Source organism: Streptomyces sp. NRRL S-337 (genome assembly GCF_000720175.1).
GTDB lineage: Bacteria > Actinomycetota > Actinomycetes > Streptomycetales > Streptomycetaceae > Streptomyces > Streptomyces siderophoricus.
Window position 1 is genome coordinate 170,007 of the sequence record NZ_JOIX01000002.1, and the last position, 21,565, is coordinate 191,571.

General features: G+C 69.0%; 19 protein-coding genes. 7 read left to right on the plus strand and 12 right to left on the minus strand.

Annotated elements, in window-relative coordinates; genetic code table 11:
- Window positions 1-12 precede the first annotated feature (12 nt).
- Together melC1 and melC2 are read left to right on the plus strand one after the other, a co-directional pair.
- Entirely contained in the window at window positions 13-495 is a 483-nt protein-coding gene (gene melC1 / locus IG62_RS0103060) for an apotyrosinase chaperone MelC1 (protein ID WP_030797211.1), read from the plus strand.
- A gap of 40 nt (window positions 496-535) precedes the next feature.
- On the plus strand, window positions 536-1,354 hold the full coding sequence (melC2, locus tag IG62_RS0103065; protein ID WP_030797214.1) for a tyrosinase MelC2: 819 nt from the start codon (window positions 536-538) through the stop codon (window positions 1,352-1,354).
- 217 nt (window positions 1,355-1,571) lie between these two features.
- Here the strand turns inward: melC2 and IG62_RS46995 are convergent, their stop codons facing one another.
- The 3 genes from IG62_RS46995 to IG62_RS0103080 form a co-directional block, all read right to left on the minus strand.
- Window positions 1,572-2,150: an antibiotic biosynthesis monooxygenase gene (locus tag IG62_RS46995; protein WP_158794962.1), complete on the minus strand. Its 579-nt coding sequence runs from the start codon at window positions 2,148-2,150 to the stop codon at window positions 1,572-1,574.
- Window positions 2,151-2,260: 110 nt separating this feature from the next.
- Window positions 2,261-3,649 carry a (2,3-dihydroxybenzoyl)adenylate synthase gene (locus IG62_RS0103075; RefSeq protein ID WP_051797499.1) on the minus strand — a complete coding sequence of 463 codons (1,389 nt, stop codon included), beginning with the start codon at window positions 3,647-3,649 and terminating at the stop codon, window positions 2,261-2,263.
- Window positions 3,650-3,943: 294 nt separating this feature from the next.
- Window positions 3,944-4,684 (minus strand): class I SAM-dependent methyltransferase, encoded by a 741-nt coding sequence (locus IG62_RS0103080; RefSeq protein WP_030797220.1) that lies wholly within the window; start codon window positions 4,682-4,684, stop codon window positions 3,944-3,946.
- Window positions 4,685-4,969: 285 nt separating this feature from the next.
- Between IG62_RS0103080 and IG62_RS0103085 the strand changes: the two genes are divergently transcribed.
- On the plus strand, window positions 4,970-5,404 hold the full coding sequence (locus IG62_RS0103085; protein WP_030797222.1) for an ester cyclase: 435 nt from the start codon (window positions 4,970-4,972) through the stop codon (window positions 5,402-5,404).
- A 224-nt stretch (window positions 5,405-5,628) separates the two neighbouring features.
- Here IG62_RS0103085 and IG62_RS0103090 read toward each other — a convergent pair whose 3' ends face one another.
- The 3 genes from IG62_RS0103090 to katG all read right to left on the minus strand — a co-directional run bounded on the left by IG62_RS0103090 (window position 5,629) and on the right by katG (window position 9,190).
- The gene (locus IG62_RS0103090; protein WP_030797225.1) at window positions 5,629-6,030 is read right to left on the minus strand and encodes a PPOX class F420-dependent oxidoreductase; all 402 of its coding nucleotides are present in this window, start codon (window positions 6,028-6,030) and stop codon (window positions 5,629-5,631) included.
- Window positions 6,031-6,171: 141 nt separating this feature from the next.
- Window positions 6,172-6,804: a glyoxalase gene (locus tag IG62_RS0103095; protein ID WP_030797226.1), complete on the minus strand. Its 633-nt coding sequence runs from the start codon at window positions 6,802-6,804 to the stop codon at window positions 6,172-6,174.
- A gap of 196 nt (window positions 6,805-7,000) precedes the next feature.
- The gene (gene katG / locus IG62_RS0103100) at window positions 7,001-9,190 is read right to left on the minus strand and encodes a catalase/peroxidase HPI (RefSeq protein ID WP_030797228.1); all 2,190 of its coding nucleotides are present in this window, start codon (window positions 9,188-9,190) and stop codon (window positions 7,001-7,003) included.
- A gap of 965 nt (window positions 9,191-10,155) precedes the next feature.
- Here katG and IG62_RS0103105 point away from each other — a divergent pair.
- Window positions 10,156-10,959: an alpha/beta fold hydrolase gene (locus IG62_RS0103105; protein WP_030797230.1), complete on the plus strand. Its 804-nt coding sequence runs from the start codon at window positions 10,156-10,158 to the stop codon at window positions 10,957-10,959.
- Window positions 10,960-11,583: 624 nt separating this feature from the next.
- Here IG62_RS0103105 and IG62_RS43035 read toward each other — a convergent pair.
- Together IG62_RS43035 and IG62_RS0103115 are read right to left on the minus strand one after the other, a co-directional pair.
- Window positions 11,584-12,996 (minus strand): PA14 domain-containing protein, encoded by a 1,413-nt coding sequence (locus tag IG62_RS43035; protein ID WP_158794963.1) that lies wholly within the window; start codon window positions 12,994-12,996, stop codon window positions 11,584-11,586.
- 285 nt (window positions 12,997-13,281) lie between these two features.
- Window positions 13,282-13,743 carry a DUF6194 family protein gene (locus tag IG62_RS0103115; RefSeq protein WP_030797234.1) on the minus strand — a complete coding sequence of 154 codons (462 nt, stop codon included), beginning with the start codon at window positions 13,741-13,743 and terminating at the stop codon, window positions 13,282-13,284.
- 87 nt (window positions 13,744-13,830) lie between these two features.
- Between IG62_RS0103115 and IG62_RS0103120 the strand changes: the two genes are divergently transcribed.
- A complete protein-coding gene (locus IG62_RS0103120; protein WP_234326220.1) occupies window positions 13,831-14,529 on the plus strand; it encodes a MerR family transcriptional regulator in 699 nt (232 codons plus the stop codon).
- Window positions 14,530-14,741: 212 nt separating this feature from the next.
- Complete coding sequence (locus IG62_RS0103125; RefSeq protein ID WP_030797238.1) at window positions 14,742-15,641, plus strand: hypothetical protein; 900 nt, start codon at window positions 14,742-14,744, stop codon at window positions 15,639-15,641.
- A 235-nt stretch (window positions 15,642-15,876) separates the two neighbouring features.
- Here IG62_RS0103125 and IG62_RS0103130 read toward each other — a convergent pair whose 3' ends face one another.
- Window positions 15,877-17,079, minus strand: a complete 1,203-nt coding sequence (locus IG62_RS0103130; RefSeq protein ID WP_030797240.1) for an alpha/beta hydrolase family protein — start codon at window positions 17,077-17,079, stop codon at window positions 15,877-15,879.
- Window positions 17,080-17,438: 359 nt separating this feature from the next.
- Between IG62_RS0103130 and IG62_RS0103135 the strand changes: the two genes are divergently transcribed.
- Window positions 17,439-18,635, plus strand: coding sequence for a hypothetical protein (locus tag IG62_RS0103135; protein WP_051797501.1), 1,197 nt, complete (start codon window positions 17,439-17,441; stop codon window positions 18,633-18,635).
- Between the two features lie 175 nt (window positions 18,636-18,810).
- On the opposite strand, the gene IG62_RS0103140 is transcribed toward IG62_RS0103135, so the two are convergent.
- The 3 genes from IG62_RS0103140 to IG62_RS0103150 form a co-directional block, all read right to left on the minus strand.
- Entirely contained in the window at window positions 18,811-19,218 is a 408-nt protein-coding gene (locus IG62_RS0103140) for a hypothetical protein (RefSeq protein WP_030797246.1), read from the minus strand.
- Between the two features lie 107 nt (window positions 19,219-19,325).
- The gene (locus IG62_RS0103145) at window positions 19,326-20,624 is read right to left on the minus strand and encodes a sensor histidine kinase (protein WP_030797248.1); all 1,299 of its coding nucleotides are present in this window, start codon (window positions 20,622-20,624) and stop codon (window positions 19,326-19,328) included.
- Window positions 20,625-20,627: 3 nt separating this feature from the next.
- Complete coding sequence (locus IG62_RS0103150) at window positions 20,628-21,299, minus strand: hypothetical protein (RefSeq protein ID WP_030797251.1); 672 nt, start codon at window positions 21,297-21,299, stop codon at window positions 20,628-20,630.
- Window positions 21,300-21,565 lie beyond the last annotated feature (266 nt).

A 21,565-nucleotide genomic window follows, 5' to 3' on the forward strand; every position in this document is an offset into this window, starting at 1 on the left:
GAGGAGTGGAAGATGTCGCGTCCCACCCGGCGCCAGGTGCTGTACGGCAGTGCCGCATCGCTCGCGGGAGTGGTGCTGGCCGCACCGGTCGCCCACGCCGCCCATGCCGACCGCGCCGTCGAACGATCCGCCGACGGCCACGGACACCCGGCGGCAGGCGGGCACTCCGGCAGCGGCCACGACATGCCCGAGCCCGAGCCGTTCGACGAGATGTACCAGGGCCGCCACATAGCGGGCTGGCCGGCGGATTCGGGCGATTCGCCCGGCGGCCAAGGAGGCCACGGAAAGCGAGCGCGGCGGCTCGCCGGCCCGCACGACGGTATGGACTTCGTCGTCCGCATCGACAACGACGACCTCCATGTGATGCGGAACGCCGACGGCACCTGGATCAGCCTGGTGAACCACTACGAGAAGTTCAGCACCCCGCACGCCCTGGCGCGCGCTGCCGTCCGGGTGCTCCAGGGTGCCGACCTGGTCCCCGTCATCACCGGCTGAGGCCCGACCCTGCCCGTCCCCCCACCGAGGAGTCCTCGACATGGCAGTCAGGAAGAACCAGGCGAACCTCACCGCCACCGAGAAGCGCAACTTCGTCGACGCGGTGCTGGAGCTCAAGCGCGCCGGCCGCTACGACGAATTCATCAGCACCCACAACGCGTTCATCATCGGCGACACCGACGACGGGGAGCGGACCGGCCACCGGTCGCCGTCCTTCCTCCCCTGGCACCGAAGGTTCCTGCTGCAGTTCGAGCAGGCCCTGCAGAGCATCACCCCATCGGTCACCCTCCCCTACTGGGACTGGACCGTCGACCGCAGCCCCCGCAGTTCCCTGTGGGCCGACGACTTCCTCGGAGGTGACGGGCGCAGCGGCGACGGCCGGGTGACTTCGGGCCCGTTCGCCTTCAGCGGCGGCAGGTGGCCGATGAACCTCAGGGTGGACGGCCGGACGTTCCTGCGCCGCTCCCTCGGCACCGCCGTGCGCGAGCTGCCGACCCGGGCCGAGGTCGACCGGGTGCTCGCCATGGACGTCTATGACGCGCCCCCGTGGAACAGCGCGTCCGACGGCTTCCGCAACAACATCGAGGGCTGGCGCGGCCCCAACCTGCACAACCGGGTGCACGTCTGGGTCGGCGGGCAGATGACCACCGGCGCCTCCCCCAACGACCCGGTCTTCTGGCTGCACCACTGCTTCATCGACAAGCTCTGGGCCGACTGGCAGAAGCTGCACCCCACCTCGGGCTATCTCCCGACCGGCGACACCCCCGACGTCGTCGACCTGCACGACACGATGAAGCCGTGGAACGACGTGACACCGGCGGACCTCTTGGACCACACCAAGTTCTATACTTACGCGTGACAGGTACCTGACAGCGCCGCCACAGCTCACGCAGCTGGCACTCCTGCGCCCGTACCTGACGCCCAACCCCTACCCTCCCTCCCAGGCACCTCCGCAGGATGCCCCGCCCGGGCGGCTTCCCCAACGGCCGCCCGGGCGGGGCGGTGCGACTGCCTCCGGCGGTGACGGCGTCCACGACTAGGGAGTCAGCTCGGCCGGCCCCGCTCGGCAGTGGGGATCAGACGTCCTCGACGAACGAGTGGTACAACGTGTACCGCTTGAAGCTGACGTCACCGGCCGTGGTGGCTTCATGAGAGAGGGCGTCGGTCCATTCTGCGACGACGATCGCACGCTCGCCATCTGCTGCAAGGTGGACGTGCGCCGCGAGCAAACCCGGCGCCGGCCCGCCCGTGGACTCCACATCACCCGCCGCCATCGTGCTGACCACGAAGACGCCGGCTGGTCGTTCTGCGTCGTGAACAACGCTGCGATGCAGGCGACTTCGGGTCAGTCCCGGGCGTTTGATACCCGGCACGAGCGTGTCCACACGGCTGACGACGCCGGCGCGGCGGGCACGAGCCCATGCCAGGTGCTCTTCATCGCTGGTCCACTGCGCATGGAAGAGGAGACCGGCCCCGTCCGTCGACAGGAAAACGTGCTGTGCCAGGCGCCCGGACGGTGTCGCGGCTGCCGCCCACTCATCAATCAGAGCGTCAGCGGCCGCACGCGAACGCTCGGCAGTGCCAGTAAGCCACTCACTCCACAACGTTGTTCCAGCAGCAGGGGAAACGAGATCCAGGAACCGAGTCATGGACATGGACTCTCATACATCAACTGCGGTTGAGGTCAAGCGGCAAGCGCTTCACACCACCACACCACCGCTTCACGTCGGACGGGGCCCCCAATGGGTTCTCTCTTCTGGCGGTCCTACATGTGGCCTGCTCCGCCCGTGGTCAGGCCGCCTGTGAGGCGGCCGGACACCACCAAATTGCCGTCGGGGGTGCGCCGCGCGAGGTTGCCGGTGCGGAAGTAGCCGTCGGTGGTGAAGGAGCGTGCGTTGTGGTCGGGCGCCCGGTAGTAGCCGCGCAGGGTATACGGACCGCGGGTGAGGAGTTCGCCGACCTCGCCGTCGGGCACGTCCTTGCCGTCGACGTCTACGATGCGGATCTCATCGTCGGGCGAGAGCGGGCGGCCCTTCGTGGTGAGCACGGTCTCGTCCGGATCGGCGGGCCGGGTGAGAGTGAGCAGCCCCTCGGCCATGCCGAAGACCTGCTGCAGCCGACAGCCCCATTCGGGGCCTATCCGTTCGGCGGTCGCCCGATGCAAGGGCGGCGCGCCGCCGATCTGCACGAGACGCAGTCTGCTCAAGTCAGCCTGAGCGGCGGGGAGTTCGTTGAGCCAGGCTTGGGCAACGGAGGGCACCACCGAGGTGATGGTGACCCGCTCTCGTTCTATGACTGGCAGGCATGCGGCGGGATCCGGGCTCTCGACCAGGACGACGGTGCCGCCGACGGAGAAGGTGCCGACGATGCCGGGGCAGCCGAAGGTGAAGTTGAACTCGGCGGGCAGCGCGGCGAGATACACGTCGTCCTCGGCGAGCGACACCAGCTCGGCGGCGGCACGCGCCTGGTAGGCGTAGTCGTTGTGGGTGCGCGGAATGAGCTTGGGCGCTGGTGCTTCGGTGGTTCCGCCGGAGAGCAGGAAGAACGCCACCTGGTCGGCGCTTTGCGCGTGCGCCGGGTCGGGCGGGGCGTCGATGGAGCTCAGCGGGAAGTAGTGGCAGCCCGAGGGGTCGGTGGTCAGGCCGCCGTACGAGGAAGCGGTGTCTGGCGCGTCGAGGGTGAACACCCGGCGCAGGAACGGGCCTTGGGCGGCGATGGCTGCGGCCATCGCCGCGTGGTCGAAGCCCTGGGATGTCGAGGGGCCGACGTAGCCGACGGCCTCGGTGACCCGCACGAGGTGGGACACCTCGGGCTCGCGGTGCGAGACCGGGCAGAACACGGGGACCGCGCCGACGCGCATCAGCGCGAAGAGGGTGATGACGAACTCGGCGACGTTCGGTAGCTGGACGACGACCCGCTGACCTGGCCTGAGGCCGCGCAGCCGGAATCCGGCGGCCATACGGCCCACGCGACGGTTCAGGTTCGCGTACGTGATGCGGGTGCCGCCGTGCACGAGCGCGGTCCGCGGTCCGTACTGCAGGGCCCAGCCGCGCAGCAGATTGTCCAGCGTATTGCCACGCCAGTGCCCGGCCGCCCAGTAGCGGTCGACGAACTCCTCGGGCCAGGGCGTACAGCCGTCGAGCATGGATGTCATTCGCTTTCTTCTGTACCCGTTTCGGGAACCGGAGGCCGGAAGTCGGAAGCCAAAGGCCGGAAGCCGGAATCCGTGCGGGGCGTAACTCGCTGTGCCGGGTGGCACAGCGGTGATCTCGACGACCGTGGCCCCGGATGAGTGGCCGGCTGTCGGCGTTCGGGGGATGTCGGGCCGGAAAGTCTCGTCAGTGGAAGCCTCGGTGCGCCAACGGGACCTTCCGACCCGAAGACCGAGCCTGTGGGCACCGTGAGAGCGCATTTCACAGGCCGGGCGGCCGGGATTTCCGGTCGGCGGTCAGGCGCGGCAGCGCAGCATCTCCAGCGGGGGGTTGGCGAGGAGGTCCGCCCAGAAGTCCGCACCGAACCTGCGCATGCCGGCGTCGGACACCTCCAACGGGACCCAGGTCACCTCGCCGAATCCGGCCGCGCGCAGACACTCTTCGTAGACCTCGCGGCGCGGGCAGGTGGTGACGAACGAGATCGGCGGGTCGAGGAGCGCCGTGACCCGCACCCGCGGCCCGGTCTCGGCCTCCTCCCCCGTCGACTCGCAGCGGAAGCCGTACTGGTCCAGGGGCGGCCCGTCGAAGCGGTAGTCGGGTGTCTGGGCGAGCACGAAGAACTCCGCGCCGGGTGCCAAGCTCTGGTGCACGTTGCGGCACATCCGCTCCATGGCGGCGACGTCCTCCGCGTAGTTGAGCAGTTGGACCGCCGTGGCGACGTCGAAACGCCGTGACAGAGGCGGAAGTTGAGATACATCGCCGACCTCGTAGCGCACACCCAGCGGGTCACGCTCCTCGAACTGCCGTGCCACGGCGACCATTTCACCGGAAATGTCGATGCCGAGCACCTCCGCGGCACCGCGCCGCATGAACTCCCTGCTGTAGAAGCCGGTGCCGGAGGCCAGGTCAAGGACCGACTTGCCGCGCACGTCCCCGACCATGGCCAGGAAGCTGGGCACCTCCCCGTACTGCGCCAGCGGCAGGGCCTTGAAGCCCTCGAATGCCTCACCGATCTCGTCGTACTGCTGCACGCTCACCGTGCTGTCCTCCCCGTGTGTCGTCATGTCCTTGGCCCCGGGCCCATGCCTGGGCACGCCGTGGCCTCTGCCGGGCAGTCTCCCCGCACCCCGGCGGCCCGTCGTACTGGCAGAAGCCACAAAGATCCGGACACCGTCCCGGTCTCGTGCACGGGCGGGCGTACGGATTCGATGGGATGCGGGACCGTCGTCCGCGCGTCGCGTCACATTCCCGGCGGTCGTGCCGTCCTACTGCTCAGACGCCGTTGAGCACACGGCGGAGGCACAGACCAGAGGAGAGAGCGCATGTCGGCAGCTGGGGCAACAAGCAACACAGCGACGCTCAATCGCTTCCACTCCGCCGTGAACAGCGGCGACCTGGAAGTCATTTCGAAGGCCATCGACGAGTTCGTCGCACCGGAGTTGGTCTTCCACGCGCCGGTACCGATGGGCGCGACGGGAGCGGAGGCCTTGAAGCGGGTGTGGGAGGTGCTCCTGCGCGCGTTCCCCGACCTCCACGTCACCGTTGAGGAGACGATCGCGGAGGGCGACAAGATCGTCTCCAGGAACACGGTGACCGGAACCCACCGGGGCGAGTACCAAGGCCTGCGGCCCACCGGAAAGACCGTCAGCTACAGCGAGATCTTCATCTTCCGGTTCGTCGGCGGGCGGATCGCCGAGATCCGGGGTGTCGTCGACGTCCTCGCGCAACTGCGCCAACTCGGCGCCCTCCCGTCCTGACGAGCCCCCACAGGACCTTGTCCACGACCGGCGCGAATCGAGTGCGGTCCGCCCGCAGCCCTGGCGTGATGACCAGCGACAGTGGGCGGCCCCTCGGCCGCCGGACCACACCAAAGTCCACAGCCCACGGCCCACAGCTGTCCGGGCCCGCCCTGAGGCAGTGAACACAGAGCCAAGTGACTGTGGACTTACAGCTGACAACACCTGATTGGCGCCAATCCGGCCTAGCCGCGGGGGCTGCTGATGCGTTCGGGTTGGATCACATAGATCACCCGGACTTGGTCGCGGCCGCCGAACCAGGGGTAGGGCCCACCGAGGTACTTCTGCGCGAGCGCCTCGATGTGGTCGACCGCTCCCTCGGTGGTCATCCGCACCACCCGACCGCGGATCTGGATGTAGGCGAAAGGATCCGAGGGGTCGGCGACCGCGACGGCCACCCGCGGGTCCCGCGCGATGTTCCGCGTCTTTTGATGCGTCTCGACGCTGTTGATCAGGACGTGCTCACCGTCGGTGTCGACCCAGGTCTGGGTGAGCTGGGGCGAGCCGTCGGGCATCGTCGTGGCGAGGTAGCAGGTGCTGGGGCGGCGCAGCAGCGCCACCACGTCCTCGCCGAGGGGTACGGGCACGGGGGCTCTCCAGGGATCGGTTCGGTGGGGTTCTGGGCCACGGTAGCCGCGACGGGAAACCGGCCCTCCCCCAACCCGGACTCCGCGTGCCTGGATTGCCCACCGCCTCAGCTCCTTCGAGGCGTCGGGCCGGGCCCGTGGTCAGGACGACGCGGGTGCGAGCGACGTGGCCTCCCAGGCGAAGCCGTCCGGGTCGGTGAAAGGCCCGGCGGTGCCTACGAGAACGATCCGGTGCGATCCGCTGCCGTCGGCGGGAACGCCTACGTCCTTGGCCAGGGCGCGGCGCTTGTACAGGGCCAGTTTGAGGGGACTGGACCCCTCGGCGGCGAATTCCACGTACTTGCCGCCGAAGCTCTTCGCCACGGCCAGACCTTGACCGACGTAGAACTGCTTGCTCGCCTTGACGTCCTCCACTCCCAGCAGGAGCACGATCTCGTCGATCTCCCGGGTGGCCGGGCCGGTGTCCTTCTTCGCCGAGGTCGCGACCTTCCAGATCGTCCCGTCCGGGGCCTGTACGACACCGCCGTAGCCCCAGAGCGACTTCGCGGACGGCTTCAGCGACGTGGCGCCGGCATCGAGGGCAGCGTTGACGAGGCTGTCGACGTTGGCCGGCTGGGACACCGTGAGCGCCAGCGTGAAGCCGCGGAAGCCGGTGGTGGGTGCCTGCGATGCCCGCAGACGTATCTGCGCGTCCAGCCCGAAGGCGGCGGTGTAGAAGTGGTGGGCGGCCGTAGGGTCGGCCACCTCAAGGGTGACGGATTCGATGGTTGCCATGGCCCTTACGCTAGGTGCGGCCCGGTGACCGGTGCTTCTTGATTCCTGACCGGTCTGCTGTCACCCGCTGGGGCGAAGGGATCAACGCCCAGCTGATCCAGAGCAACGGGGTCGGCCCTGGAAGAACCGCTCGTCACCTCCCTGGGTTCCGAGGATGTCCCGGCCGGCCGGAGAGTGGCCGACCGGGACATCGGGCTCAGGCGAGGTCGAACCGGTCGAGGTTCATCACCTTGTCCCAGGCCGCCACGAAGTCGCGTACGAACTTCTCCCCCGCGTCCTGGGACGCGTAGACCTCCGAGACGGCTCGGAGCTGGGAGTTCGAACCGAAGATGAGGTCGACGGCGGTGGCCGTCCACTTCGCCTCGCCCGTGGCGCGATCCCGTCCTTCGAACACGTTCTCAGTGGAGTTCGACGCCTTCCACTCCGTTCCCATGTCGAGCAGGTTGACGAAGAAGTCGTTGGTCAGTGCCTCCGGCCGGTGGGTGAGGACACCGTGCGGGGATTGCTTGAAGCTGGTGTTCAGGGCCCGCATGCCGCCGATCAGGACCGTCATCTCGGGAGCGGTCAGTGTCAACAGGTTGGCGCGGTCCAGGAGGAGGGTCTCCGGCGACAACTTCTCTCCCGCCCGCAGGTAGTTGCGGAAGCCGTCCGCCCTGGGTTCGAGCACGGCGAACGACTCGACGTCCGTCTGCTCCTGCGAGGCGTCCGTACGTCCCGGGGCGAACGGGACGGTGATGTCGTACCCCGCGTTCTTCGCGGCTTGCTCGACGGCCGCGCACCCGCCCAGGATGATCAAGTCGGCCAGCGAGACCTTCACTCCGCCGGTCTGAGAGCCGTTGAAGTCCTGCTGGATCTGCTCAAGGGTCTGCAGCACCTCGGCCACCTCGGGCAGGTCGTTGACCTCCCAGTCCTTTTGCGGCGCGAGTCGGATCCGTGCCCCGTTGGCCCCGCCACGCTTGTCGGTGCCGCGGAAGCTTGCCGCTGACGCCCAGGCAGTGGTGACCAGCTGGGGGATGGACAGTCCCGAGGTGAGGATCCTGGCCTTGAGGTCGGCGATGTCCGCGTCCGCAATCAGTTCGTGATCGACCTCGGGAACGGGGTCCTGCCACAGCTGCGGCTCGGGGATCCACGGGCCGAGGTAGCGCGAGACGGGGCCCATGTCGCGGTGCAACAGCTTGTACCACGCCTTGGCGAACGCGACCGCGAGCTTGTCCGGGTTCTCGTGGTAGCTCTTCGTGATCGGCCCGTAGACCGGATCCAGCTTCAGCGCGAGGTCCGTCGTCAGCATCATGGGAGCGTGCCGCTTCGACGGATCATGGGCATCAGGCACGGTGTCCTTGGCCGACGGATCCGTGGGAGTCCACTGATGCGCGCCGGCGGGGCTCCTCGTCAGCTCCCAGTCGTACTTGAACAGGTTGTCCAGGTATCCGTGGTCCCACTTCGTCGGCTCCGTGGTCCATGCGCCCTCAAGCCCGCTGGTCAGCGCGTCGGGGCCGGCGCCGCTCCCGTAGGTGTTACGCCAGCCGAGGCCCTGCTGCTCAAGGGGACAGGCCTCGGGTTCCGGACCGATGTACGAGGGATCGACCGCGCCATGGCATTTGCCGAACGTGTGGCCGCCGACGATGAGCGCAACCGTCTCCTCGTCGTTCATCGCCATGCGCCCGAACGTCTCGCGAATGTCCCTGGCGGCGGCCATCGGATCGGGGTTGCCGTTGGGCCCCTCCGGGTTGACGTAGATCAGTCCCATCTGCACGGCGCCGAAGGGACCGGTGAGTTCCCGGTCGCCGCTGTAGCGCTCGTCTCCGAGCCAGGTGTCCTCGGGCCCCCAGAAGATTTCCTCGGGTTCCCAGATGTCCTCTCGCCCGAAGCCGAACCCGAACGTCTTGAACCCCATCGACTCCATGGCGCAGTTACCGGCGAAGACCAGGAGGTCCGCCCAGGAGATCTTCCGGCCGTACTTCTGCTTGACCGGCCAGAGCAAACGGCGTGCCTTGTCGAGGCTCGCGTTGTCGGGCCAACTGTTGAGTGGGGCGAAGCGCTGAGCGCCGGCACCGCCACCGCCCCGGCCGTCGGCGATGCGGTACGTTCCCGCGGCGTGCCAGCTCATCCGGATGAAGAGCGGACCGTAGTGACCGTAATCGGCAGGCCACCAGTCCTGTGACGTCGTCATCACCTCGAAGACGTCCTGCTTCAGCGCGTCGAGGTCGAGGGTTGCGAACTCTTCCGCATAGTTGAAGTCCTCGCCCATCGGATTGGATTGGGGCGAGTGCTGGTGGAGAACCTGAAGGTCCAGCTGATTCGGCCACCAGTCCCGGTTCGTCCTGGGCCGGGTCGACGTGGGGGCCGGGGAGGGGATTACTGGGTTCTCACTTTCGCTGCCGGACACGTCCGTCCTTCTTCCTGTATCGGGTTCCTTCTGTTGGTTGCTTGTCTGCGTCAGCGCCCTATGGGTCTGCAGGCAGGTCGTCGCCGCTTCCGGCGCTCGCTCGGCGGATCGGCAGGTCGTCACAGCTGGGAGTAGGCAGTCCGCCATCCCGGCCGGTCCGCCTCCGACCGGCGACCGGCGACCGGCGACCGGCGACCGGCGACCGGCGACCGGCGACCGGCGACCGGCGACCGGCGACCGGACGGACGCGTACATGGCAATCGGTCCCCTGCCTTCCACTGCAGGGAACTCGGTGAGGGCGGGGAGACCGAAGGCTAGGCTTCGCCGTCGGGTCGCTTGCCTTCCGTCCTGCGCGCGCCCTCGACACCTGACCGCGCCCGCTGCGCTTCCCGCTCCGCCCCGGACCCCAGGCGATCGCCCCGCCCGGTGTCGTCAGCCATCCGGTCCATGGCGCGTTCCGTGCGGCGGCCTTGATCCCTCGTGCCTGGTCTCGCCCGGCCCGACTGGGCACTCATGACATGCTCCTTCCGGGAGAATGCCGGCATCCGGCCCATTCAGACTCGCACGCGCGCGGACACCGCGCCTCTCCACAGCCGCTTCCTGGCTCACGGAGACTGAACCCGGGGCGTTCCGCCGAGCCCGAGCCGGTCGGACCGGTGCGCACCGGACGTCGATGGGGCCCGACGGCACGACGGTGGTGGGGGCCGGGTGCACCCCCCGGACGGATCCGGGCTGGCTCGGCGTCGCCTGAGCAGCCTGTGTGTTCAGCGCCTCAATGGGCGCCCAAAGGGTTGACGCGTCAGTAAGCGGAATCCAGAATCCCGCTTACTGTTCGACATTGCCGAACAGGGGACACAGTTGTCGTCAGCGCCGAAGGGGCCGAGCCGCCGCATCCAGGCTCCCGTGCGCAGTCGGCACCCGGTGGCCACGCGGGTCTCGCCTGCGCGGTCCGCGAAAGGAACGGCATGCGTCTGAGGACCCTCCCCCTTGCCCTGATGGTGGCCACCTGCGCCTTCTTCGGTTTCACCGCCGGCCCCGCCCAGGCCGACGGCGTCTCGCCGCCCGGCGCGAACGACTGGACGTGCAAGCCGTCCGCCGCTCACCCCTATCCCGTCGTGCTGGTCCACGGCACCTTCGAGGACATGGCCAAGAACTGGTCGATCCTGTCGCCGCAGATCAAGGACGCCGGATACTGCGTCTTCGCACTCGACTACGGCAACCAGGCCACCGCCCACATCGCAGATTCGGCCCGGGAGCTCGACACATTCGTCGACTCCGTTCTTGGTGCGACCGGCGCCAAGAAGGTCGACCTGGTCGGTCACAGCCAGGGCGGGATGATGCCCCGCTACTACCTCGACTTCCTCGGCGGCGCCACCAAGGTCGACGAACTGGTGGGAATCGTGCCCTCGAACCACGGCACGACCAACCCCCTGACCATCCCGACCGGGTTTGCCGGCTGCGACGCCTGCACCGACCAGATGGCCGGTTCGCCGTTCCTGACCCACCTCAACGCGAAGGGGGACACGGTGGCGGGCCCCGACTACACCGTGATCACCACCAAGCACGACGAGGTCGTGACCCCGTACACCAGCGCCTTCCTCAGCGGGCCGGCGAAGCAGGTCACCAACGTCACGCTCCAGGACCGCTGCCCCCTGGACGCCTTCGAACACGACCAGAGCCCCAACGATCCGGTCGTCGCCCAGTGGGTACTCAACGCACTCGGCCGCAGCGGCCCCGCGGACCCCGCCTTCGTGCCCCGCTGCGTCTGACCGGTTTGCTCGCGTACGGCTCCGGGCGGGACGGACCGCCCGGAGCCCTCGTCAGTCAAGCGGGGCCTGGACGAGGCTCCGGCTCCGGCTCCGGCTCAGGGGGGTGAGGCGGCGGAGGGACGGGCTCGGGTCCGGGCGGGACGGGCCCTGGCCCCGGCTCCGGCGGAGTGGGCGGAGGACCAGGGGTGGGCGGGACCGGCTCAGGATGAAGGGGCCCTGGCGGCGCGGGCGGCTGCGGAACAGTCATCACAGGTCCTTTCCGAATGTCCTTTCCGGATGTCCTTTCCGAATGCCGTTTCCGTACGTCTCTCCGATCAGCGTGCGGTCCACGTGGCCCGTCGGGTCGAGTGCCGTACGGCGACTACCTGCAGTCCCTTCTCACTCTGACCCCCGCCTGAGACAGGAGCAAGCGGCCCCGGAGCCGCGGCTTCCCAGGGCCCGCCCGCACCCGTACCCGCCCCTTCGCAGCACTTCGCCCCGCCGGCCAAGCCGACGGGGCGAACCCACAAGGCACCAAGACACCAAGGCAGCAGGGCACCTGCCAACAAGGCACCGAGTCCCGAATCAACCAGCGGCGGCGTCTTCCTCGCCTCCGGACCCCTGACGCGTGGTGCCCCGTGGCCGTCAGCCGATAGGCAGGGTCATGGCACGCAGTGCGCTGTACGGCGAGTAGTTCCCGGACGCGTCGTAGGTGCGGGCCCGGTACTCATAGGTGCGCCCGTCGGCGGACAGCGGGTCGCAGACGGTGGCGGTGGCCGGGTCGCGGCGCGGGTCGTAGCCGTGGTGCAGGACGACCGACCAGGTGTCCGTGCCCGCCGCGCGGCGCTCGATCTCGAAGCCGACGAAGTCGCGGATCGGGGCCGGCGTGTTGTCGGTGGCGGTCGCCTGGATGCCGGTCGGGCAGGAACCCAGGGTCAGGTCGGGGGCGTAATAGGGGGCGATGCCGTCAGGGATGTTGAGCCAGAGCTCATTGGTGGCGGTGGCATCGAGCCCGTTGGGGTTGTAGGTGGTCGTGCCACCGTCGTTGGTGACGAGGACGCGGTAGTGCCGGGTCTCGCCGTCGGCGGTGACGGGGCCGGTGGTCCAGGTGTTGCCCTCGGTGGCGCCGAGCGGCACCCAGACGTAGTAGCCGTCCACCAAGTCGTTGCTCAGCACCGTGTAGTGGTCAAATTGCGGCTCGGTGTTCAGCGGCCACTTCAAGGTGACCTTGCCGGTCGCCTTGTCGTAGGTGCCGGTCAGGGAGGTGACGACGGGCAGAGGTCGGACGATGGTGTCCGTGCTTCCCGACGAGGTGTTGCCCGCCTTGTCCGTGGCGCGCACCTCGTAGTAATAGGGCGTGCGGTCGTCGGGGTTCACCAGGGGGTCGGTGTAGCTGCGGGCGGTGGTCGTGGTGACCTTCGTCCAGGTGCTGGAGCCGACGGGCCGCCGATAGAGGGAGTAACTCGCCAGGTCCATCTCCTTGTTGGCGGACCAGGAGACGGTCGTCTTGCGGGTCGTGGTGTTGTAGGCCGTCTTCACGCCGGTCGGGGCGAGCGGCTTTATCTCGTCGTACGTCGCCGACGTCCGGGGCGTGTACGTGAACGCGACCTTCGCGGCGCCCGACCAGTTCACGTAGTCGACGCGGATGGTGTGCTTGCCGGACGGGATGTTGAAGCCGAGGAACGTGGAGCGGGCGGTGTCACCGGTGGCGTACCACAGGTCGATCTGGCTGACGCCGTCCAGGTAGACGCGGACGCCATCGGTGGCGGAGACGGTGAACATGAAAGGGCCGCCGGAGCCGAAGTCGCGGGTCACCGACCAGCGGACACCGAAGTTGTTCGACGACACGCCGGAGACCGGGCTGCCGGACCAGTTCTGGCTGATGGTGCCGTCGCAGTCGGTCTTCACCGGGGAGCCGGAGAACGAGGTGTTGTTGTAGAACGTCCGCTTGTAGACGTTGGTCGAGCAGGTGACGTCGGCGGCTGCCGCCTGTGGGGCAGCGACCAGCAGGCTGCCGAGGATGACGGCGCACATGGCACCACCCGTCCGGGCGGCCACGAGTCTCTTCTTGTGCACGGGGACCTTTCACACTGTGCGAGTAAGACGTACGGCGTGGAGACCCGTGAGGGGCAAAGAAGGTTGCACAGCGCGCCCGATGATGTGAAGGAACCCGGTCCCGGACCCGGCAGCGACCGCGACTCTGCTGGTCAACCGGGCCTTACTTACCCTCTCTGCCTGGCTTCTCTGCCTGGTTTCTCGCCCTCGACTCTCTTCCGCGGCTCTCCCGCGTTCCTCGCCCTCGGCTCTGCCCCTCGTTCCTCTCCCCCGTCCTCATCGGCAGCTCTACGTGCGCCGCTCATAGCGTGAACGCGCGAGGTGATAGGCCGTATGCAGCAGCTCACGGGTCGCCACCTCGGTACGCGGGCCGGGGTTCACCACTGCCAACCAGCCGACGGTGCCGTAAACGGGGTGCGCGAGCACGGTGTCGGCGGTGCTGGGGTCGACCTCGGTGGGGGCTGATTCGCGTGGCGCGTGACCGGTCCACCGGATGAAAGCTTCTTTCCCGGCAGAGATGTTCACGCGGAAGGTGTCCGGGCGGTCCAGACGTGATGCCTGGTCGCCGGGATAATTCTTGATCACGATCGTCGTGAACGGTTGGGTCGCCGTCGGGGTGACGCCATCAGGTGCGTAGTAGAAGAACGTGTCGCCCCAGCCGATTTCCGGCGAGCCGTCGCCGGGTGTCGGCCTGAGGGTCAGAACGCCGTCGAGGCCGCCCACGAAGCTGATGATCTCGTCCATGGTCATGTGCTCTAGCGTTGCATTGAAGTGCTTGTGGAGACTTTGAGGCTGCGATGGAGGGACTTCACGATGTCAGGTCTCAAATCCGGGGGCATGCGCACCGTCGACATCGCACGGCGTGCCGGGTGCTCCGTGCAACAGGTGCGCAATCTTGAACACGACGGTGTGCTTCCGTCGGCGACGCGCACGGCAGCCGGCTACCGGGTCTATACGGAGATACATCTGCAGTCCGCGCTGGCCTACCGGGCCCTGGCAGCAGGAGCGGGCCCGACCGAGGCCAAGAAGATCATCCGGGCCGTCCACCATTCGCCCACCCCGCAGGTGGCGCTTGCCCTTCTCGACGCAGCGCACGCCCGGCTCGACGCGGAGCGCACACAACTGAGGCAGGCCAAGGACGCAGCCCGGGCAATCTCCAGCGAGCCGATCGAAGACGTGCGCGCGTCGGACGCGATGAGCATCTCCGAACTCGCCGCCGCCTTGGACGTACGTCCTTCGACGTTGCGGCACTGGGACAGGGAGGATCTCGTCGTCCCCGACCGCGACCCGGTACGAGGCACGCGGCGATACACACCAACCCACGTGCGAGACGCGCGGATCGTTCACCAACTACGTAAGGCGGGTTACCGCCTCGCACCTCTTCGGGCCCTCATGCCGGAGATGCGGTGCGCCCGCCGGTCGGAGGAGGTCGCCGCCGCGCTGACTGTCAGGGACGCAAGCATCACGGCGCGCTCCAAAGCCCTCCTCGACGGAGCCGCCGCACTCAGCGCCGTCCTCGCGCTGGCCGCCGGTTGACTTGACAGCTGCTTCCCGTCGTGGCAGCCCCAGTTGCGGGCGGCGAGCGGCGGGTGTCTCCTGAAGTGGGGAGGGACGGTGCGGGACGGTTTGCATGGCCGTGTACTGCCTTGCACCGCTGCCGTCCCGCAGGGGCAGGCGTACCGTCCCACAGGGGCAGGCGTACCTCCGGACGAGCGTAACTTCCGAATCCGGGTCACCGAGTAGGTGAGATGACGACCATGAACATCACGGTGACACAAACCAACCCTCTCGCCCTGACGCTTCCGCACGTCGTGACCAATCCGGTGATCAAACCCGTGGTGCAGGGTGACTTCCTCGAAGAGATGCAGCTGACCTCGACGATCCACGAATTCCTGTTCAAGGTCACCAAGGACAGCCAGGTGTTCTGGGTCGGTGTCGCGGTACCGTTCGGCACCACCGACTTCTCCCGGATACAGGTCTTCTTCCACCCGACAGTGGTCCAGCTCCAGCCCCCGCCGCAGCCCCCCATCATCCACGCCAAGGAAGCCGACTACCCCACCTTCACCGGCGGCTGGTCCGGCAGCCTGCAGCGGTACATCGCGCTCCAGGGCTGCCAGTTGGCGTCCGTCCGGCGTCTTCCGCTGCTGGTCCCGTTCACCACGATGGCCGCGCTCGGCGTCGATCCGCAGCAGAACATGTTCTCCATCGACCCGGTCGCGACCCTCAGTAACATCACGGCGGCCACCCAGGCCGAGTTCCTCCCGTTCCTCCCTCCGTCGAATCTCACGGACGTCGGCGTCACCTCGTTCAGCTCCGGCATCCAGGCGATGCGGAAGTTCATCGCCGCGATGAAACCCTCGGGACTCATACGCGAAGTCATCGACTTCGACAGCCCCTTCATCCTCACCGAACCCGCGGAGCTGACCCCCTCGCCCGGCGCCGTGTCCAGCTGCTACACCCAGCGGTTCCGGCAGAACCCGCCCGCGGGCTACCGGTTCATACCGACGAACAGTTTCTCTCAGGTGCCGAGCTTCCCCAACTCCGACGCCGGCGCGCACGCGCACGCCTGTATCGGCTTCATGATGTACCACACAGCCATGATCACCAGCAGCGTCGCCGCATCGTCGGACGCCGCGATACCCCACTAGGCGTGCTGTGCGGAGAGCTTGGTGACGCCACTGCGTCGGGGCCGGACGCCCAGTCAGCCGGTCGGAGCGGCGGTGATACGGCAGGTCGCCTCTACCTGTGTCGGGCGCCGCCCGCATGATGTCGTGCTGCGTCCCATGACCGGTCGTGCGACACGATCACCGGACCAACGCGCGACACCATCACCGGACCGCGACGGCACCGATGACACCCACGGGGAGCGCCGCGTCCGTCGGCTCAAGGCAGGAAGGTCACCTCCGGAAAGGCTCGGGACGGGCCGTCGAGCAGGTGCCCACGTCGGTACCGAAGGTGCAGGTCGAAGAAGGCGAGCGGGTACGCCTGCTGAATGCGTACCGCCCGGGCCGGGGCGAGGGTACCGATCAAGGCACGCAGCTGCTGGTCAGTCATCTTCACCACCTTCGCCAACTGCGGGATGAGCACCTGGTTGTCGCCGTAGGACGAGTGGACGGCGCCCTCGGCCTGTATGTTGAGCCGCCACCCACGCAGGTGCGTCCAGAACTCGGCGACGCTGGGCTCCTTGGCCCGGGTGAACTGGGCGGTCATCATCATGAACGGCCGGTCGAGGTCGCCGGTGATGGTGGGCAGCAGGGGGCCGTCGAGGCTCAGCCCTGCCTGAACACGCGGGTCGTCGAGCATGACGCGGGCGGTCGCCGTCCCGCCCTTCGACCAGCCGAACATGCCGATGCGCCGTGGGTCGATCCCGCCGGCCAGGCCCTCCGGCAGCGACCGGCCGTCGGCGTCGGGATTGCGTCCGGCGGCGAGCTCCTCGACGCAGTCGAGGACGAACCGGATGTCGGCGGCGAAGTCCGCCGGCCCCATCGCGCGATCCGGGTCCGGGGCGAGGACCCGCCCGTCCGGGAACTCGGTGTAGGCGTCGTAGGTATGGTCCACCGTCACCACCACGTAGCCGTGGCTGGCGAGTTCCTGCACCATGAGGGTGTGGTCGGCGCGGTGGCTGTGCGCCCCGTGCGAGTACACGACGACGGGCAGCAGCTCGCGGCCGCTCCGCCGCACCGGGGCACTCTGGTGGCCGGCGGTGAGCGGCACCTGCGCCACCTCGGCGGGGAAGTCCGCGGACGTGAGCAGTGCCCGCAGGTTGGCGGGGGACGTCCACGGCGCCAACGGGTGCCGCTCGACGTGCCGGGCGGGGTACCAGACGCTCGCCATCAGCTCCCGATGACGCCCCGGGCCCGCCAGAGGGTCTGGACGGGCGGCGTCGACGAGGTGCAGCGCCACCGTACCCACCGGGTACGGCCCGGTCGGCCCGGGCAGGGTGAGCTGCACCGAGGCCGGCGCGCCCGCGGCTGCCCGAGCCGTCCCGGCGAGGCCGAGCGGCACGGCCGCGCCGACCGCCAGCGCGGCTCCCAGCAGGCGACGGCGCGTCAAGGTGTCTGGACTGGTGAACGGTGTGGTGGTCACGGCCCCTCCCTGGGTCTTCCGGCGGATCCGAGCTCAACTGACGGTCAGTCAGCCGGGCTCGCGGTGGCGCATCGGTACGCGATGCCGATGATCCGTGCGCATGGAAGGAACGTTGTCACCCGCCCCAACCGAGCCGCATCAACCCACGGGTTGCAATCCCTCGCCCTCGTCAGCCCACGGGTTTACACCCGCAGGTCGACGCGGTCGGGTCGGGGCCTGGCCCGCGCCGCCCCGGTGGCCATCGCCCTCGAAGGAGCCGTGGCAGTTGCTGGGACCCTCGATGCCCCGCTCCGACCCCCTCCGGCAGGCGCGGGGCCTATGCTCGGCTCGGCCCTCGGAGGCCGGAGGGGAAAGGCGCCATGGACGACGACGAGGACGGTTCGCTGCGTGAGATCGGCTGGGGCCGGGATCTGCCTCTGCGCTTCGCGCTCGTCAGCGAGGAGTGGGACGGGGAGCAGACGGTGTGGGCGCGGTGCGTCGACGCCGACGGGCTGTTCATGGACCGGGCCGCGTTCCGGGAACAACTGACCCTCATCGGCTGCGCGCCCACCGGCCGGCTCCTCAAGGCCGCCGAGCAGTGCGCGAGGCACACGCCTGTTCCCTTCGGCGAGTTGCACCTCATCGTGAACGACCTGGACGCCGAGGATCCGTACACCGATGACTATTTCGGGTTCGACGACGCCGTCGTCATCGACAGCAGGCCCAGCGGGGAGGACCCCACGCTGCTCGACCTCGTCGTCGAGTGCGTGGTCACCGACGCACCGCCCTCCTACCGCAAGGAGCCCGCGAGGGCGGACGTCGTCCTCTTGAACGGCACCAGCGGAAGCGCGATCGGGCGCTGTCGGCGGGTGGTCGGCCTGTACGGCGACCGGCCGGACCCCGCCCGCCAACCGGTTCGGCTCATCGGCTGCGAGCCCTCGCCGAATTTGCTGCGCAGGATGGTCCACCCCCGCCATGGCGGGGGTGATCACATGCAGCTCTGGCTCCTGGACCGTACGGGCCGGCCGACCCCGATCCAGGAGCACATCACCGTGGAGGTCGACGAATGCCGCCCCTCCATGCTGGGCGGTGCGCTGATCGACGTGAGGCTCAAGGGTGGGCTCTTCCGCCGCATTCTCTCCCCGCCTACGGCCCGGCCCGTGTGGGACGCCTGGCGCGAGGGCCCGCCCCGCGAACGTAACGCATGGGCGCGGTTCCCGACGGAGGGCCGCAGCGAGTGGCTACGGTTGACGGAGGTGTGTCTGGGCCCCGAAGCGCCCGGCGCGGTGTGCGAGATGGACGGGCGGTACGCCACGGACATCACGGGCCTGCACTGTGCCATCGGTGAGGCGGTCGGCGGCCCGGGATTCCAATGGCACCAGTGTTGGAACGCGCTGCGCGGCTGCCAGTGCGGCGGCGAGGCGCCCCGCGTGCCTTTCACGCTCGTCTGGCACGACGCGGACGTGGCCCGGCAGGCTCTGGCGGGCGTCACCGTGGACCCGGCCGGTGAGCTGAGCTACTTCGAAGCGGTGGTGCCGTTCCTGGAGCGGATGGGCGTCACCGTGGAGCTGCACTAGGTCGTGTCCGCACGTAATGGGGCGACGGGCCGTTCGCGGTGGCTCCACGTGAACTGACCGAGCCAGGCACGGGCCCGGAGCTTTTGACAACTCCCTCGCACATCACGCCTGTCGCCCGCCGAGGCCGCCGTGCACCCACGGTGCCGGCCTCGGCGAGCAAGGCGGGCAACCGCGATCAGCCGAGGTCGGCCGGGGCCTTGGGGAAGGAGATGCGCTTTACCGTCTTGCCGTCATGCTTGTAGATGATCTTGGTAGTGGCGTCGGCCTGCGCTGCGGGCTTGGGCTCGGACAGCGTGAAGGTCCCGTTCGGATCCATCCGGCTCGGCACCGGGCCGGGCTTGTCGTGGTTCAGCACCCTGGTGACGCCGTGCTCAGGGTGCTTGATGGTGGCGGTATCGGTGTTGCCGTCCAGCGTGATGGTCTCGCCGCTGTCGACCTTGACCTGCTTGACGTGATCCGTCGGCATGGCGGATGCCGCCCCGACCGGCAGGGCGACGGCCGCGCCGGTGACCGCGACAGCAAAAGTGGCGCGGAGGGCCGCGCGCTTTCCGCGTCGGAGGGGAGACGAAGCCTGCGTGGGCACAAGGAAAAGCGAGGAAGTCGAGGATCTCGACGCCGTTCGATCCGGCAGCGGAAAGGGGGGATCGGCAGGAAGGAGAAACAAGCAGGAAGGCGGAACGAGCAGGTCAGTTATCGACGCTGCTCCGGGGAGGGTGGCAGGTGGAGTTCGGCGACGGCTCCGCCGTCGGGGGCGTTGGCGAAGCGGAGGGTGGCACCGAGCACATGGGCCTGGCCGGCGGCGATGGTCAGGCCCAGGCCGTGACCGGTCCGCTTGCCGGCGTCGGACCCGCCCGACTGGCTCCGAAAGCGCTGGGGGCCCTGGTCGAGGAGGTAGGCGGGGTATCCGTCGCCGTGGTCCCGCACGGTGATGACGGGGGCGTCGACGGTGACCACGACGGGCGGACAGCCGTGTTTGTGGGCGTTGGCGACCAGGTTTCCCAACACGCGTTCCAGCCTGCGCCGGTCGGTCTCGACCTGGTCGTCCGCTACGACGCGAACCTCGGTTGTCGTTCCGGTGGCCCGGACCGCACGTTCGGCCAGTGGGCCCAGTTGGTGGATGTCGAGGTCGGCGCTCTCGACCTGCGCGTCGAGCCGGGAGATCTCCAGCAGGTCCTCGGTGAGCCTGCGCAGGGCCTGGACGCGGTCGCGCACCATCTCGGTCGGGCGGCCGGGCGGCAGCAGCTCAGCCGCGGAGTGCAGGCCCGCGAGCGGGGTGCGCAGCTCGTGGGAGACATCGGCGGTGAAGCGCTGTTCGCTGTGCAGTCGGGTCTGGAGGCTGGCGGCCATCGCGTCGAGCGCGGTCGCCACGGCGGCGGCCTCGTCCTGGGCCCGGTCCGGGCGCCGGGCGCGGGGGTCGTTCACGCGGGCATCGAGATCACCGGTGCTGATGCGTCGGGCGACGCGGGCGGTGTGGTGCAGTCTGCGGGTGATGCGGGAGACGGAGATCAGTCCAGCTGCCAGTGTGAGGGCGATCGCGGCGGCGGAGGAGCCGATGATGGCCCCGTCCAGGCCGCGGAGGGAGGCGGCCTGTTCGCTGTAGTCCAGCCGTAGCGCGAGCACCTTCCCCCCGGCGACGGGGGTGGCGGCCCACATCACGGGGCGGCCCTGGTGCGTGGCGAGCTGGGTTCCGCGCTCGTGGCGACGCACGGTCATCTCGCGCAGCGGCGTGGGGAGGTCGGGCGGACTCACCGAAACGTTGCGGTCCAGGGGGTCCCCGGCGACGTACACGGCCTTGCTGCGGTCCAGTTCGGCCAGCGCCGTGTGGCGCGCACGGTCCTGGGTCTGCCGGTCGACCAGGACGTGCACCAGGATGCCGAGCACTGCGGCGAGCAGGCAGCACATGACGGTGATGAAGACGGCGGCCTTCCAGTAGAGCGTCGCCGTCCAGGCATGCAGCCACCGCGGCGGGCGCGGTCGGCGAGTGCGCACAACTCACCTGCCCGAAGAAGTGGTAGAGGCCGGGGCCCGCCGGCCGTAGCCGACGTCCTGGATCGTCATGACCTGGTGCCGCGCATCCCACGCGTAGACGGTGCGGCTCTCGTATCCGGGCGCGTCGCCGGGCTCGTGGATGACCAGCTTGTGGTCGGCGACCTCCACCGACTGCGGGGAACTGGTGGAACCGAGGATCGAGGTCACCACCCCGTTCTTGAGCGTGTAGGCGTAGATGATCAGGAGGTTGCTCCCGCTGCGCACCCCGAGGATCAGCTCGTCCTTCCCGTCGCCGGTCAGGTCGTGGTACTCGGGGGCCCGCACAGGACAGGAGCCCGCACCCGGCCTGCCGGCGCAGGAGCGGATCGTGCGTTCCTCTCCGTCGTCGAAGACCGGCTGGTCGCGGCGCTTGTCCGCGTCGATCTGGGCCAGGAGTACGGAGCCGGCGGACACCTTCCGGATGTCCCCGGACCGCACCCGCGGCACCTCGGTCAGCGGCTGCGGTTTCTCCTGCCCTCCGGTGGCCGGCGAAGCCGCCGGTGCGGGCTTGCTGCCGGGCCAGAGTTCCGCCGGACCGGTGACGGGAGCGGCATGCCCGGCGCTCTTGGGCGCACTGGCCTGCACACAGCCGCCCAGCAGCACCACAGTGGCCGCCGCCACGCTCGCCAGCGCCACCGCCCGTACCCCGCCACGGGGCCGGCGCAGGCCGCGCACAGGGGAAAAGGCGCTGGTCCGAGAAGGGTCGGAAGGCGCAGTGGCTGAGTTGTGAGGAGTCAAACGTTCTCTCCGCGTGGCTCTGCGACGATCCGACAAGTCCGGAAACCGTAACCCATCAGTCGCGCGACAGGTCGTGTCCCGTCGCCGCACGGGGGCTCTGCTCGGATCGGAGGGCCGTGCCTGTCCCCATGCTCGCCTGCCCGGTCGGCATGGCGCCGGTGAGG